This is a genomic window from Streptomyces sp. DSM 40750, assembly GCF_024612035.1.
GTDB lineage: Bacteria > Actinomycetota > Actinomycetes > Streptomycetales > Streptomycetaceae > Streptomyces.
On the sequence record NZ_CP102513.1, the window covers coordinates 9,650,036 to 9,664,746 of the forward strand.

Here is a 14,711-nt window from a genome sequence, read left to right on the forward strand (position 1 = left end):
TGTCCCTGTGGGCACAAGTCGCTTACGTTCGGCGTCAATCCGGACGGACGCCCAATCCTGCCGCCGACCGGAGCCGCGTACCGACCTGATCCACGGCAGGAGCGGGGGACCCACAGGAATTACCGCCTGTTCCGGTCTCCGGAACGGCTAGGGGTTAAGTCGTGCGCAAGCACGGCCGGGCATCTCCAGTCCGCACCCGACAGCTCACCTCGCAGGCGCCGGAGAGGAATTCGTCATGCCCGCGAAGGGTAAGCACCGCCGTCCGAAGTCCCAGCGTTTCACCCGCTCCATCGCCGCCGCCGGGACCGGTGGCGCGGCGCTCGCACTGCCGCTGATCGGAGCTGCCGGCGCCCATGCCGCGACTCCGACGGCCGCCGTTTCCGGTGTTTCGGAGAAGACGGCCACGATCGCCGCCGAGAAGGCCACGGCCGAGGCGAGCGCGCGAATAGAGCAGGCCGAGAAGGCCGCGCAGGCGGAGAAGACCTCCACCAAGAAGGCGGCGACCAAGACCTACTCGGTGAAGGTCGGCGACTACCTCGCGAAGATCGCGGACGAGCAGGACGTCGAGGGTGGCTGGAAGCAGCTGTACTCCGACAACCGTGCGGCGATCGGCTCCGACCCGTCGCTCATCCACCCGGGCCTCAAGCTCAGCCTCGGCGGCCGGGCCGCGTCGAGCGGTACGCCGGAGTCATCGACGAAGACCCAGTCGTCGCAGTCCTCGAAGTCCTCCCAGTCGTCGAAGTCCTCCGACTCCTCGACGAAGGAGACGACGGAGGCGAAGGACACCCAGGCGTCGACCTCCACGTCGAGCGGCCAGTCCTCGTCGTCCAACAGCTCCGGCTTCAGCTCGCCGATCCAGGGCGCCACCGTCGGCACCGCGTACAAGACCGCCGGCAGCATGTGGTCCAGCGGCTACCACACCGGCGTCGACTTCGTGGCCCCGACCGGGACCAGCCTCAAGGCCGTGGGCGCGGGCACCGTCGTCTCCGCCGGCTGGGGCGGCGCGTACGGCAACCAGGTCGTCATCCAGCTCGCCGACGGCTACTACGCCCAGTACGCCCACCTCTCCTCGATCTCCGTCTCCGCGGGCCAGTCCGTGAGCGGCGGCCAGCAGATCGGCCTCTCAGGCGCGACCGGCAACGTCACCGGGCCGCACCTCCACTTCGAGATCCGTACGGCCCCTGGCTACGGCTCGGACATCGACCCCCTGGCGTACCTGCGGTCGAAGGGCGTCAGCGTCTGACGCACCGCCGCCCCGCGTAGGCCGGACCCCATGATCCCCGGGGTCCGGCCTTCGGCGTCGGCCGACGATTTTCGCGGGGCGCCGATGATGTCGAATGCGCCGGTTCCTGATCGACGTGAGGGTGAAGGCAGTACCTTCCACGACTTCAGGAGCACCCATCGTGACCGTGACCGCGGATCTGGCCATCTCCCTCGACGGCTACATCGCCGGCACCGACGTCTCCCTCGACAACCCGGGAGGCGACGGCGCCGAGCCGCTCTTCGAGTGGATCCACAATCTGGCGAGCTGGCGGGAGCGCCAGGGCATGACCGGCGGGGAGGAGAACCGTGACTCCGAGCTGATGCGCGAGTGGTTCGATGCCACCGGAGCGGTGGTCATGGGCCGGATGATGTACGACACGGGCGAGGAGTTCTGGGGCGACAACCCGCCGTTCCGGACCCCGGTCTTCGTGCTCACCCACCGCCCCCGGCCGACTCTCGTCAAGGAGGGCGGCACCACCTTCACCTTCGTCACCGACGGCATCCACAGCGCCCTCGACCAGGCGAAGGCGGCCGCGGGGGGCAGGAACGTCGACATCGCGGGCGGGGCGGGCACGGTACGGCAGTACCTCGCTGCGGGGCTCATCGACGAGCTGCAGTTGCACGTGGTGCCCGCGCTCCTCGGAGACGGGCTGCGGCTCTTCGAGGGACCGGGCACCACCGCGGGGCGGCGAAACCTCGAAACCGTCAGGGTGGTCGACACACCCCTCGCCACCCACCTGAAGTACCGCTTCGTGAAGTGACCCGGCAGGTCCGTACCGCCGGGCCGGCGCAATCCGTGATCACCGCATTGCGGTCGTGTGGCATGGCTGATCGAAGTCTCGACAGTCGCGTCACTGTGGGGACACAGTGATCTCCGTAAGCGCTTTCTGTTCCTTCGGAGGTCACCCGTGTCCGGCGTCGATCGACGCACCGTCATCAGGGGCGCCGCTGTCGCGGCCGCCGCCCGGTGGGTGCTCGTGGCCGATCCGGAACCTCGCGCTCATCGGCGATCGGATCCCGTCGTGAGGTGCGTCCTGGCGGTGCGGCGGTGGCCGGCGGCTCGTCCACGAGGGCCGCTGGAGCCGGAGTGGCTTCGGGCGGCAGGGTGTGATCCGGACCGGGAACGGAGGAGTGCCGGCCGGCGGGGCCGCGTACGGCTGGAACCACGCGGGCGCACCGGCGCGTTCGGAACGGGACGCCGACGACCTCGCCGCCGTGGCCGGCGAACTCGCGGACCGATGCACGCAGTTCGCCGACACGAACGGTTGGCTCTCGATGGCGGACGGGGACCTTCATGGCACCGTCCATCCGAGTGCCAAGGGCCATCGATAGGTGGCCGACCTGCTCGTTTCCCTTCTGCTTAAGGAGTGTCATGACCACTCGTAGAGCCTTTGGAGTCCTTGCCGCAGGTGCCGCTTTCGCGGCATTCGCACCGGCATCGGCTGCGGCTGCGGCTGACGACGCGACCCCGCGTCGTCGCGGTCGGCTGATCGCGAAGGACGACTTCCGGCATGGACTTGGTCAGTGGGCCCTGGAGCTGGAGAAGGGCGGAGCGGTCACGGCCTCGCGTGGCGTGCTGGAGGTCGATGTGCCGGCGGGTGCGACGGTGTGGTTCAGGCGGAGACTGGAAGGGCCTTGCGTCATCGAGTACACGGCCACCCCGGTCTCCGAGGGTGGCGTCAATGATCGGGTTTCCGATCTCAATAACTTCTGGAACGCCGTCGACGTGCGGTCGCCCGACGATCTTTTCGCCACTCCGCGCGGCGGCGCGCTCGCAGAGTACGACTATCTGAAGACTTACTACTCCGGTTACGGGGCCAACTACAACACCACGACGCGGCTGCGCCGATACGTCGGTGAGGCGGGCGTCCGGCCGCTGATCCACGACTACACCGAGCCGCTGCTCGTCGCGAACGAGCCGAACCACGTGCGGATCGTTTCGGACGGGTCCACCGTGCGGTGGTGGAACAACGGGCGGCTCGTGTTCGACTACGTCGATCCCGAGCCGTACACGAGTGGGCATTTCGCCTTCCGGACCACCTGGAGTCACTTCCGGATCGAGGGCTTCCGGGTGTGGAGGTTCTCCGGTCGCCGCTGAGTGGTCGAGAGGGTCGGGGTGGCGGTGGGCGGCCACTCCGACCTGCTGTATTCCGGATTGCCCCATACTTGACACGTGGTCTATCTCACCGCCCGTCAACCCCTTATTACGGTCGCGTAGGTCACATCGGAAGGTGAATCATGGGCCGATGTGGCAGACGATTCGAATGACAGCAGATCAATGATCGGGTCGTACGTGGCGGTGGGGGACAGCTTCACCGAGGGCGTCGGCGACCCCGGGCCCGATGGGCGGTTCGTCGGCTGGGCCGACCGGTTCGCGGTGCTTCTCGCGGACCGGGTGCCAGAGGGCGACTTCGACTACACCAACCTCGCCGTGCGCGGGAGGCTCCTCGACCAGATCGTCGAGGATCAGGTGCCGCGCGCGCTGGAGCTCGCGCCGGAACTCATCTCCTTCTGTGCGGGCGGAAACGACATCATCCGGCCCGGCACCGACCCCGACGAGGTCGCCGAGCGCTTCGAGCGGGCGGTCTCGACGCTCACCTCGGCCATCGGCACCGTCATGGTGACCACCGGGTTCGATACGCGTGATGTGCCTGTGCTCCGGCATCTGCGTGGCAAGATCGCCACGTACAACGGGCATGTGCGGGCCATCGCCGACCGGTACGGCTGCCCCGTACTGGACCTGTGGTCCCTCAAGACCATCCAGGACCGGCGGGCCTGGGACGGCGACCGGCTGCATCTCTCGCCCGAGGGGCACACCCGGGTCGCGCTGCGTGCCGGACAGGTGCTCGGCGTCGACATCCCGGCCGATCCCGACCAGCCGTGGCCTCCGCTGCCGCCGCGCGGCACGTTCGAGATGCGTCGCGACAACATCCAGTGGGCGCGGGAGTATCTGGTGCCGTGGATCGGGCGGCGGCTGCGCGGGGAGTCCTCCGGGGACCATGTGTCGGCGAAGGGGCATCTGTCGCCGGACGACATCAAGATGCGGATCGAGTCGGTGGCCTGAGCGGAGCCGCCGCGGACGACGGGGTGCCTGCGGGTTCGTCGGGGGTCGGGGCCGTGCCGGTGCGTCAGCCCGTCGCTTGGTGCCCTACTGCCCGGACTTGATGGGGTGGGGTTCTCCGGGCCGCTGTATGCGACGGGCTTGACGCAGCGGCACGGCCCCTTCCGCCGTCGTGCGGGCAGTCCGCCGTTGTGACGTGCGTGCATGCATGCGGTCGGGTGGCTGTTGTCCTCTCAGCGGGTGGTGGCTGTCAGGGCTTCGCGGTCCAGGCCCAGTTCGCGGGCCAGGGCCTCGTCGGCCCAGTCCTGGGCGCGGGCGCGTGAGACGGCTCCGCCGTAGGTCGTCATCTGTACGGCCAGGCCGTCCAGGAGGGCGGTGAGGCGGAGGGCTGTCGCCGGTGGGTCCGGGCAGCGGAACTCGTCGGCCGCCACGCCGGTTTCGATGACCTCGGTGAGTGCGGCCTTCCACTGTCTGTCCAGGTCGCGGGTGACCTCGCGGAGGGCGGGTTCACGGAGGGACACCGCCCAGCCCTCGATCCAGAGCCGCCAGCCCTTGGCCTGGCCGGTGGGCGCGTACCAGCGGACGGCCGTCCTGAGCCGGCGCAGCGCGGTCGTGCGGCGGCCCAGCAGCCTGCGCAGCTGGGCGAGGTCGTCCTCGGCCGCGTACCGGAACGCCTCGGCGACCAGTCGTTCCTTGGTCGAGAAGTGGTAGAGCACCAAGGCGTTGCTCACTCCGAGGACGGCGGCCACGTCGGCGATCCGCACCGCCGCGACGCCCCGCTCCTGGATCTGCTCGATGGCGGCCCGGAGCAGCTCTTCACGCCGCTCGGCCACACTCAACCGCACCCTGCCCACGCGGCAACCCTACCTACGCCCGCCAGTGACCACCGTGGTCTTCGGCCACCCATGACCGGGCCGGAAGCGGTCAGCGGTACCAACCGAACCGTTCCGCGATCACCGGCAGCCGGTCGGCGACGACGCCGTGGGCGGCCGCCCGGGGGGTCGTGCCGTCGGCCTCGGCGCGGGCGAGCATCAGGTCGACGAGGGCGCGCATGGAGCGGCGGGTGTGGGCGAACGCCTCGTCCGCGGTGGGGCCGATGTCGCCGAACAGGGTCCACCACCACCAGGCGTTCGTGGCGGAGTTGACCACGACGTCCGGCAGGACGGTGACCCCGCGCGCGGCGAGCAGTTCCTCGGCCTTCGGCAGGACCGGCATGTTGGCCGCCTCGACGATCAGCCGGGCGGTGATGTGCCGCTGGTTGGCGGTGTCGATCGTGTACGAGACGGCGGCGGGGACGAGTACGTCGACGTCGGTGGCGAGCCAGGTGTCACCGGGGGACTCGTGGTCGTCCGGGCGGAGTACTGAGCGGTCGACCGTGCCGAATGGGTCGCGGGCGGCGAGCAGTGCCTCGACGTCCAGGCCGGCGGGGTTCGTGAGGGTGCCCTTGATGTCGGCGACGGCGACGATCGTGAGCCCCGCGCGTGCGAGGAAGCGGGCGGTGGCTCCGCCCATGGTGCCCAGACCCTGCACGGCGACCCGCGTCCCGGTGTACGGCACCCCGGCCCGGTCCAGGGCCGTGAGGACCGACTCGGCGACTCCGCAGCCGCCGACCAGCTCGTCCAGGCCGATGCCGTCCACCTGGACCTGGAAGGCGTCCGTGAGTCTCCGGCGGGCCGTCTGCTCGTCGTCCAGGAGGGGGTAGACGGCCTGGATCGTCGATACGAGGCCCGCCTCGGCGGCCGCCCGGTCCACCAGGTCCTGGGTGAGTCCGAGATCCTCGCCGGTCGTCCAGAATGCCTCGATGTACGGGCGCATGGCGCGCAGGTAGCGCACCAGGACGCCGTACGCCTTCGGGTGCCGGGGGTCGCAGTCGATGCCGCCCTTGGCGCCGCCGAGCGGGATGTAGCGGCCCTTGGGGTCGTAGTGCAGCGCTTCCTTCATGGTCATGCCACGGGCGAGCCCGGCGACCTCGTCGAGCGTGCAGCCCGGACGCATCCGCAGCCCGCCGCTGGAGACGCCGCGCACCAGCCGGTCCACGACGAGGAAGCCTCGCTGACCCGTGACGTGATCGGTCCAGGTCAGCGACATGAAGGAGGTGGTCACGGGGCTCCTCGGGGTGGCCTGGGGTGGTGGAGTGGGGAGGAAGTGTGCGGAGAGGGAGGGAGATGAAGGTGGGGGGAACAAATGGATCTACTGAATAGTTGGTCAGTATTGCATCGCGCGGTGACGGGTTGGACCCGGCGCTGTCGGAGGGGCGGACCATAATGGGATGCCTGAGCGAACCCACCAGGAGGTGCCGTGTCCGGTTCCGGATCCCGTTCTCTGAGCTCGGGGCTGCGCGCAGCGCGGCCCGCCGCCTTCGGCGCGGACCCGAGCGGTGCCCGGCTGGAGCGGATCCGTAGATCCCCGCACTTCGCGAACGGGGTCTTCGTGAACCCCGTGGGCGCCCGGGTCCGCCCCTCCGGCAGTGCCGCGGCGGCGATGGCGAAGAGCTACTTCCGCAAGGACGAGCGCGTCAGACGCGCCCCGGCCGGGTTGATTCCCGTTCACTCCACGACCCTCGCCGACCTGGCCAGGCCCCCGGCGAGCGGTCTGCGGATCACTTGGATGGGGCATTCCAGTGTGCTCGCCGAGATCGACGGGTACCGGGTGCTCTTCGACCCCGTCTGGGGCGAGCGCTGCTCCCCGTTCGCCTTCGCCGGGCCCAAGCGGCTGCACCCCGTGCCGGTGCCGTTGGCCGCGCTCGGCCCGGTCGATGTCGTCGTCATCTCGCACGACCACTACGACCACCTGGACATGCCCACGATCAAGGAGCTGGCCGGCACGGACACGGTCTTCGCCGTCCCCCTCGGCGTGGGAGCCCATCTGGAGCACTGGGGCGTCTCCGCGGACCGGATCCGCGAGCTGGACTGGCAGGAGGCCACGAAGGTCGGCGGCCTCACCCTGACCGCCACCCCCGCCCGGCACTTCTGCGGCCGTGGGCTGCGCAACACCCAGCACACGCTGTGGGCCTCCTGGGTCGTCGCCGGTGACGAGCACCGGATCTACCACAGCGGCGACACCGGGTACTTCGAGGGCTTCAAGGACATCGGCGCCGAGCACGGCCCGTTCGACATCACCATGATCCAGGTCGGTGCTTATTCGGAGTTCTGGCCCGACATCCACATGACTCCCGAGGAGGGGCTGCAGAGCCACCTCGACCTCCAGGGCGGCCGGCTGAGCGGTGTGATGATGCCGATCCACTGGGCGACGTTCAACCTGGCGATGCACGCCTGGGCCGAGCCGGGCGAGCGCATGATGTGGGCCACGCACGGCGCGGGGGTGACGATGGCCGCGCCACAGCCGGGGGAGCCGTTCGAGCCGAAGAGCACACCGCCGGTGAGCCCCTGGTGGCGTGGCGTGTCCCAGCAGCCGGTCGGCGGCTGGGCCGCCTGGCCGCCGGTGGGGGAGCAACTGGACCTGGTGGCGGAGAGCTGACGCCCTCCGCCGGGATCCCCGGGCCGTTCCTGTGCGGGGTCGAGTGGGTTCTCCGGCGTGGTGTCAGGTGGGGGCCGCCCCCTTGAGGTTCGCGACCGTGGCCCGGATGGTCGGGTGGCGGTAGAGCTCGCGCAGCCGCGGGGGAGGGCGGGCCCCGGCCCCGTGGCGCGGCGCCGGTGCGGACGGCCAAGAGAGAGTTGCCGCCCAGCTCGGAGTCGTCGTCCAGGCTGACGGGTAGCCCGAGGACCTCGCTCCGGATCTCCGTCAGCTGAACGGTGAGCGTGTCGTCCGTGCGCGGCGCGGTCGTGTCGCCGGTGGCGACGGGGGTCGGCTCGGGCAGCCTCGATGCGTCCAGCTTGCCGTTGGCCTTGAGCGGCAGTGTGTCCATGGCGGTGACCGCGGTCGGCGGCATGTGGTCGGGCCGCAGCCAGGCGGCCCTCTCGCGGGCCGCGCCGGTGTTCCTCTCACTGGTCAGAACGGCGTAGGCGTCGATCCGGGCGGTGGCGGCGTCCGCCGGGTCGTCGCGGCGTGCGACGACGGCGGTCGTGCGGACGGCGGGGGTCCTCCAGCAGGACCGCACGGATCTCGTCCAGCTCGATCCGGAAGTCGCCGATCTTCACCTGGCCGTCGATGCGCCCGAAGTGTTCGAGACGGCCGTCCGGGCGAAGCCGTCCCGGGTCACCACTGGGGTACAGGGTGCCGTCGGCGAACGGGTACGGCACGAACCGCCGGGCGGTCAGCTCCTCCTGGCCGAGACAGCCGAGCGCGACCCCCGCGCCGCCGACGCGCTTACGTCGGTGTGGTGGATGTCCAGCAACTGGGCGGACGCGGAGGGGATTTGGCTGAGTACGGTGACCTGCTCCGCCACCAGCAGGTCCCGGAACCGGCCCGGTTCGCGGGAGACGAAGTTCGCCTGAGACCAAGTTCGCCTGAGACGAAGTACGGGACGACGACCAGTCGGCCGCCGCTCAGCAGACAGCCCCAGATCTCCCACACGGAGAACCGGCCCTCGGGACGGGGACACGTACGCAAACTGCCGCCTCCGCCGACCCTGTCGACCGTCGAATGGCAGGAAGTCTCGGACACCCTTGTCGAGGTGGCGACCGACACCGTGAACGGGTCGAGAATTCTCCCGACAGGGTGATTTCTGGATTGACGACGGGGGCCGGAGAGCGCATTGCTCTCCGGCCCCCGTCGTCTGTTATCGCCCTGTTCTGACCAGCTCTGATCAAAATCCATCCGCAAAAATAATTCGACAGGAACATGCGTCCGAAGAATTATCGGCCTGTCGTGCGAACCCTCATACCAGAGCGGGACGCATTACGGAGGTATTTGTCAACTGCGCACCGCACATGACGCGTTGGAGACTACTGTGAGTTGCCGTCGGACGACGCTGGGCCGAATTCCTCGACTCTCACGACCGACACGCGATGGCGCATGCCCAAGTCGCCCAGCTGCGGCACCCCCCACACTCCAGACGGACCAGTACGAGGACGCTGATGTCTCACCTTCGCGCACCGGCCGCACGCGCAGACCGCCGTGAGGGCGGACGGCACGGGCGATCGGCCACCCGCGCCGTCCCCTCGCTGCCCGAGATCCACATACGGCCACAGCTGCTGCGCCTCGCGGTCCTGCCCCCCACCGCCGTGGCCCTCAGCGCCTGCGCCGCCGTGCTCTTCACCGTCCGGGCCGGCGGAGCCAGGTTCAGCCTCACCCTGTGGGCGGTACTCGGCGGAACCGCTCTGGTGGCCTTCGCCGGCATCGTGATCGCCGCCGTGGCCGCCGGCCGCACCGCCAAGTCCGTACGCGAACGCCTGGGCGCCCTCCGCCAGGTCAGCACGAAGAGCGAGGACGACCTGCGCGCCCTCGTCGACGCGCTCCGGCGCGGCGACCAGCCGCCCGCACGCGGACCGCGCGCCAAGCCCGCCGCGGACGCCGACGACTTCGAGCTGCTCACCGCCGACCTGGCCCGCGCCCACGACAGCGCCGTCACCGCCGTCGTCCAGGCCTCCCAGCTCTCCAGCCACGCGGGCAACGAACAGAAGCTCGAAGTCTTCGTGAACCTGGCGCGGCGGCTGCAGTCCCTGGTGCAGCGCGAGATCTCCATCCTGGACGACCTGGAGAACGAGATCGAGGACCCGGACCTCCTCAAGGGCCTCTTCCACGTCGACCACCTCGCCACCCGCATCCGCCGCCACGCCGAGAACCTCGCCGTCCTCGGCGGCGCCGTCTCCCGCCGCCAGTGGAGCAACCCCGTCTCCATGACCGAGGTGCTGCGCTCCGCGATCGCCGAGGTCGAGCAGTACTCCCGGGTCAAGCTGGTGCCCCCGGTCGACGGCACCCTGCGCGGGCACGCCGTGGCCGACGTCATCCACCTCGTCGCCGAACTCGTCGAGAACGCCACGGTGTTCTCCGCCCCGCACACCCAGGTGCTGCTCCGCGCCAACCTCGTCACCTCCGGGCTCGCCGTCGAGGTCGAGGACCGAGGCCTCGGCATGCCCGTCACCGAGCAGAACAAGATGAACACCCTGCTCGCCGACCCCGACCAGGTGAACGTCGCAAGCCTCCTCCAGGACGGCCGCATCGGCCTCTTCGTGGTCTCCCAGCTGGCCCGCCGCCACGGCATCCAGGTCCGCCTCCAGACCAACATCTACGGCGGTGTCCAGGCCGCGTGCGTCGTCCCCCAGGGCCTGCTCGGCAGCGAACCGGGCGCCCTCGGCGACGTAGCGCAGTCGCAGCCGCGCGCCCAGCAGGTCGGCGTACGACGCCCGATCCCCGGGCCCCGCCACGCCCAACCCGCCACTCCCCAGCGGGCGTCCGTATCCGGCTCTGCCGACCGTTCGACGGCCGAGCGGTCCGCACGCTCCGCGAACGACCGCACCGGACGGTCGGCACCCGCGCAGTCCGCACGCCCCGAGCCCGGCCACCGGTCCGCCCCGAGCCCGGCGCGGGCCTCCGTGCCCCGGCAGCAGGGCCCCGGCCGGGGCAGCGGTCAGCAGAGGCCGGGCAGAGGCAGCGGCGGCCCGACCCCGCTGCCCGTGCGCGGCGCCCGCGACGAGCGGCCCAACCCGGCCGAGGCGGTGCCCGGCATCCGCCCCGACGACCGGCGGACCGTCGCGGAGAACACCGCGACGCCCCCGACCCCACGCGTCGCCGGCACCGTACGCGGCACCATGGGCAAGCCCCAACTGCCGCGCCGCCGCGCCCAGCAGCACATCGTGCCCCAGCTCCGCGGCGGCCCCGCGCCCGCGCCCCGTAGGGACCCCCACCACTACATCAGCCACGACCCCGGCCTGATGGCCGCATTCCAGCGCGGCATCGGGCTCGCCGAGGCCCGCCAGATGGAGAGCTCCGACTGGGGCACCTCCACGCCCGACACGCCCTCCGTGGACCTCGCACCCCCCGCCCCCGACGCCGCGTCCCGCATCGACATGGGCCAGTCGGACACGGGCTACCCGGCCTCGACGTCACGCGGCGGCACGGACCGGACGGACGCGCTCCACATGGAGTTGGCCCACATGGAAGCGCCCCACAGGGACGCCACCCAGCCCCTGGGCGGAAACCCCAGGGGCGTCGCCCCCACAGCCGTACCGCCGTCGGCCCTCGACCTCACGCCCCGGCAGGACGGGAGCACACCGGCCGGATGACCACCCCCCTCACCCCCCCCACCTCCTCCGCTCCAGCAGACCTTCGTACCCCAAGGAGTCGATCCACCATGGCGAGCGATGCGCCGACCGGCCATGTATCCGATCTCGACTGGCTGATGAGCGGCCTCGTGCAGCGCGTACCGCACACGACGAGCGCGGTGCTGCTCTCCTGCGACGGGCTCGTGAAGTCGGTCCACGGCCTCGATCCGGACAGCGCCGACCACATGGCCGCCCTGGCCTCCGGCCTGTACTCCCTCGGACGCAGCGCGGGCGTCCGCTTCGGCGACGGCGGCGACGTCCGCCAGGTCGTCGTCGAACTCGACTCGACCCTGCTGTTCGTCTCCACCGCGGGCTCCGGCACCTGCCTCGCCGTGCTCGCCGGACGCGAGGCCGACGCCGCCGTCCTCGGCTACGAGATGGCGATGCTCGTCAAGAGCGTCCGCCCCTACCTGGTCACCCAGCCCCGTCAAGGCGTCGAACCCTCCGCGATGAGGCCTTGAGCGTGCCCCCGGCCGGCGACGGGCCCCTCTACGACGACGCCGCCGGGCGTCTGGTTCGCCCCTACACCGTCATCAACGGCCGGACCCGGCCGACCACCGCGCTCGATCTCCTCTCCCAGGTGATGGCCACCGGGGCGACCCCCCTCGGCTATCTCGGCCCCGAGCACGCGACCGCGCTCGACCTGTGCCGGGCACCCATCTCGGTCGCCGAGGTCGCCGCCCACCTGAAGCTGCCGGCGGCGGTCACCAAGGTGCTGCTGTCCGACCTCGTCGACTGCGGCGCACTCACCACCAAGCCCCCGGTTTTCCACCACAACCCGACAGACCGGTCTCTTCTGGAGGCAGTGCTCGATGGACTACGACGACAGCTCTGACCCCTTCCCCACCGCACTCAAGATCCTGGTGGCGGGAGGGTTCGGGGTCGGCAAGACGACCTTCGTGGGCGCGGTGAGCGAGATCGCGCCGCTGAGCACGGAGGAACTGCTCACCACAGTGAGCGCCGCCACCGACAACCTCGACGGCATCGAGAACAAGGTCGAGACGACCGTCGCGATGGACTTCGGCCGCATCACACTCGACCCGCGGCATGTGCTCTATCTGTTCGGCACACCCGGACAGCAGCGGTTCTGGTTCATGTGGGACGAACTCTCCGAGGGCGCCCTCGGAGCGGTCATCCTCGCCGACACCCGCCGCCTGGAGGACTGCTTCGCCGCGGTCGACTTCTTCGAGCAGCGAGGTCTCGGCTTCATCGTCGCCATCAACGAGTTCGACGGCTCCTTCCGCTACGACGCCGACGAGGTCCGCGCCGCCCTCGACCTCGACCCGGACATCCCCGTCGTCTGCTGCGACGCCCGTATCTCCAGCTCCGGAGTACAGACCCTGCTCACCCTCGTACGGCACCTCCTCGCCCACACCCCGGCACAGCTGCCGAGCCACGGAGCCCACACGTGACGTACGACCCGCCGCGTCCCGTCGGCCGGCTGCTGCTCACCCCCGAGGACCGGGACGCTCCCGAGCGCGTCGGACGGCTGCGGCTGCTGGGGCTCGGCGAGTACGCCGAACCGGCCTTCGACGCCTTCGCGGACCGGCTCGCCGAGATCGCCACGGTGCCGTACGCGATGGTCAACTTCATCGACGAGAACCGGCAGTTCTTCGCGGGTCTGCATGTGTCGGCGGAGCCGACGCCCGACATGGCGGTGCTCGGGGCGGATCGTCGCCTGGCCCGTGACCGCGGCTTCTGCCCCTATGTGGTGGTCCGCCGCAAGGGCCTCGTCCTCGAAGACGTACGCGAGTACCCGAAGTTCGCGGGGAACCCCGTCGTCGACGACCACGGCATCCGCTCCTACCTCGGCGCCCCGCTGATCGACCGCACGGGCATCGCCCTCGGCACGATCTGCGTTCTCGACGTACAGCCGCGCCCCTGGGGCAGAGCGGGCCTGGAGACCATCAAGGCGATGGCCGCGGAACTGGCCGCGCGGATCGAGGGCCGGGAGGCGTTCCCGTGATGACGGAAGCGGGTGGCACATCATGGCGGATCCCGCGGCTCGGCGGGGTGTGAAGGAAAGCTGCGGCGGAGGTTAAGAAAACCTCGATGGACCCGGGGTCCCGCCGTACGGCAGATTGCTCAGCGATCCCACCCCTCTCCCCGGTACGGGCCTGTTCGCCATGGCTCGCGCCGGGACCTCACCCACAGGAGCCGTCCGTTGAAGGCGCTGGTCAAGGAGAAGGCGGAGCCCGGGCTGTGGCTCGCCGACGTCCCGGAGCCCGGGATCGGCCCCGGCGACGTACTGATCAAGGTTCTCAGGACCGGGATCTGCGGCACCGACCTGCACATCCGGTCCTGGGACGGCTGGGCCCGACAGGCCATCCGTACACCGCTGGTGGTCGGCCACGAGTTCGTGGGCGAGGTCGTCGGGACCGGCCGTGACGTCGCCGACATCCAGGTCGGCGACCGGGTCAGCGGCGAGGGCCATCTGGTGTGCGGCAAGTGCCGCAACTGTCTCGCCGGGCGCCGCCACCTGTGCCGGGCCACCGTCGGACTGGGCGTGGGGCGCCAGGGCGCCTTCGCGGAGTACGTGGCGCTGCCCGCGACCAACGTCTGGGTGCACCGCGTGCCCGTCGACCTGGACGTCGCGGCCATCTTCGACCCGTTCGGCAACGCCGTGCACACCGCGCTCTCGTTCCCGCTGGTCGGCGAGGACGTCCTGATCACCGGTGCGGGCCCCATCGGCCTCATGGCCGCCGCCGTCGCCAAGCACGCCGGCGCCCGGCACGTCGTGGTCACGGACGTCAGCGAGGACCGGCTGGAACTGGCCCGCAAGATCGGCGTCAGCCTCGCGCTCAATGTCGCCGAGTCGACCATCGCCGACGGGCAGCGGACCCTCGGCCTGCGCGAGGGCTTCGACATCGGCCTGGAGATGTCCGGCAACGCGGTCGCGATGCGCGACATGATCGCCAACATGACCCACGGCGGCCGGATCGCCATGCTCGGACTGCCGTCCGAGGAGTTCGCCGTCGACTGGTCCCGGATCGTCACCTCCATGATCACCATCAAGGGCATCTACGGCCGAGAGATGTTCGAGACCTGGTACGCGATGTCGGTCCTCCTGGAGGGCGGCCTCGACCTCGCCCCCGTGATCACCGGCCGCTACGGCTACCGCGACCACGAGGCGGCCTTCGCCGACGCGGCGAGCGGCCGCGGCGGCAAGGTCATCCTGGACTGGACCGCGTAACGGCCGTGCGACCGGCGTAACTCCCTTTCCG

General features: G+C 70.6%; 15 protein-coding genes and 1 riboswitch. Of the genes, 13 read left to right on the forward strand and 2 right to left on the reverse strand.

Annotation, left to right across the window (positions count from 1 at the left end; translation table 11 throughout):
* Positions 1 to 72 precede the first annotated feature (72 nt).
* Positions 73 to 231, forward strand: a riboswitch (cyclic di-AMP (ydaO/yuaA leader).
* Between the two features lie 4 nt (positions 232 to 235).
* The 4 genes from JIX55_RS42255 to JIX55_RS42270 all read left to right on the forward strand — a co-directional run bounded on the left by JIX55_RS42255 (position 236) and on the right by JIX55_RS42270 (position 4,327).
* On the forward strand, positions 236 to 1,243 hold the full coding sequence (locus JIX55_RS42255; protein WP_257568494.1) for a M23 family metallopeptidase: 1,008 nt from the start codon (positions 236 to 238) through the stop codon (positions 1,241 to 1,243).
* Between the two features lie 160 nt (positions 1,244 to 1,403).
* The gene (locus tag JIX55_RS42260; protein ID WP_257568495.1) at positions 1,404 to 2,024 is read left to right on the forward strand and encodes a dihydrofolate reductase family protein; all 621 of its coding nucleotides are present in this window, start codon (positions 1,404 to 1,406) and stop codon (positions 2,022 to 2,024) included.
* Between the two features lie 611 nt (positions 2,025 to 2,635).
* Complete coding sequence (locus JIX55_RS42265; RefSeq protein ID WP_257568496.1) at positions 2,636 to 3,361, forward strand: DUF1080 domain-containing protein; 726 nt, start codon at positions 2,636 to 2,638, stop codon at positions 3,359 to 3,361.
* A gap of 180 nt (positions 3,362 to 3,541) precedes the next feature.
* Positions 3,542 to 4,327: an SGNH/GDSL hydrolase family protein gene (locus JIX55_RS42270; protein ID WP_257568497.1), complete on the forward strand. Its 786-nt coding sequence runs from the start codon at positions 3,542 to 3,544 to the stop codon at positions 4,325 to 4,327.
* A 230-nt stretch (positions 4,328 to 4,557) separates the two neighbouring features.
* On the opposite strand, the gene JIX55_RS42275 is transcribed toward JIX55_RS42270, so the two are convergent.
* Positions 4,558 to 5,178, reverse strand: a complete 621-nt coding sequence (locus JIX55_RS42275; protein ID WP_257568498.1) for a TetR/AcrR family transcriptional regulator — start codon at positions 5,176 to 5,178, stop codon at positions 4,558 to 4,560.
* Positions 5,179 to 5,248: 70 nt separating this feature from the next.
* Positions 5,249 to 6,427: a Glu/Leu/Phe/Val dehydrogenase dimerization domain-containing protein gene (locus JIX55_RS42280; RefSeq protein ID WP_257568499.1), complete on the reverse strand. Its 1,179-nt coding sequence runs from the start codon at positions 6,425 to 6,427 to the stop codon at positions 5,249 to 5,251.
* Between the two features lie 195 nt (positions 6,428 to 6,622).
* On the opposite strand from JIX55_RS42280, the gene JIX55_RS42285 reads away from it, so the two are divergent.
* The 9 genes from JIX55_RS42285 (at position 6,623) to tdh (ending at position 14,680) form a co-directional block, all read left to right on the forward strand.
* Positions 6,623 to 7,801, forward strand: coding sequence for an MBL fold metallo-hydrolase (locus tag JIX55_RS42285; RefSeq protein ID WP_257568500.1), 1,179 nt, complete (start codon positions 6,623 to 6,625; stop codon positions 7,799 to 7,801).
* 275 nt (positions 7,802 to 8,076) lie between these two features.
* Positions 8,077 to 8,286, forward strand: a complete 210-nt coding sequence (locus JIX55_RS51045; RefSeq protein WP_306820148.1) for a hypothetical protein — start codon at positions 8,077 to 8,079, stop codon at positions 8,284 to 8,286.
* A 60-nt stretch (positions 8,287 to 8,346) separates the two neighbouring features.
* Positions 8,347 to 8,718, forward strand: a complete 372-nt coding sequence (locus JIX55_RS51200; protein WP_331609105.1) for a hypothetical protein — start codon at positions 8,347 to 8,349, stop codon at positions 8,716 to 8,718.
* A 582-nt stretch (positions 8,719 to 9,300) separates the two neighbouring features.
* Positions 9,301 to 11,448 (forward strand): ATP-binding protein, encoded by a 2,148-nt coding sequence (locus JIX55_RS42295; protein ID WP_257568501.1) that lies wholly within the window; start codon positions 9,301 to 9,303, stop codon positions 11,446 to 11,448.
* 68 nt (positions 11,449 to 11,516) lie between these two features.
* Complete coding sequence (locus tag JIX55_RS42300) at positions 11,517 to 11,948, forward strand: roadblock/LC7 domain-containing protein (RefSeq protein WP_257568502.1); 432 nt, start codon at positions 11,517 to 11,519, stop codon at positions 11,946 to 11,948.
* Between the two features lie 2 nt (positions 11,949 to 11,950).
* Positions 11,951 to 12,322 carry a DUF742 domain-containing protein gene (locus JIX55_RS42305; protein WP_257569671.1) on the forward strand — a complete coding sequence of 124 codons (372 nt, stop codon included), beginning with the start codon at positions 11,951 to 11,953 and terminating at the stop codon, positions 12,320 to 12,322.
* Positions 12,300 to 12,899, forward strand: coding sequence for a GTP-binding protein (locus tag JIX55_RS42310; protein WP_257568503.1), 600 nt, complete (start codon positions 12,300 to 12,302; stop codon positions 12,897 to 12,899). Before JIX55_RS42305 ends, JIX55_RS42310 begins: the two co-directional genes overlap by 23 nt.
* The gene (locus JIX55_RS42315) at positions 12,896 to 13,453 is read left to right on the forward strand and encodes a GAF domain-containing protein (RefSeq protein WP_257568504.1); all 558 of its coding nucleotides are present in this window, start codon (positions 12,896 to 12,898) and stop codon (positions 13,451 to 13,453) included. Before JIX55_RS42310 ends, JIX55_RS42315 begins: the two co-directional genes overlap by 4 nt.
* A 198-nt stretch (positions 13,454 to 13,651) precedes the next feature.
* Complete coding sequence (tdh, locus tag JIX55_RS42320) at positions 13,652 to 14,680, forward strand: L-threonine 3-dehydrogenase (protein ID WP_257568505.1); 1,029 nt, start codon at positions 13,652 to 13,654, stop codon at positions 14,678 to 14,680.
* The last annotated feature ends 31 nt before the right edge of the window (positions 14,681 to 14,711 follow it).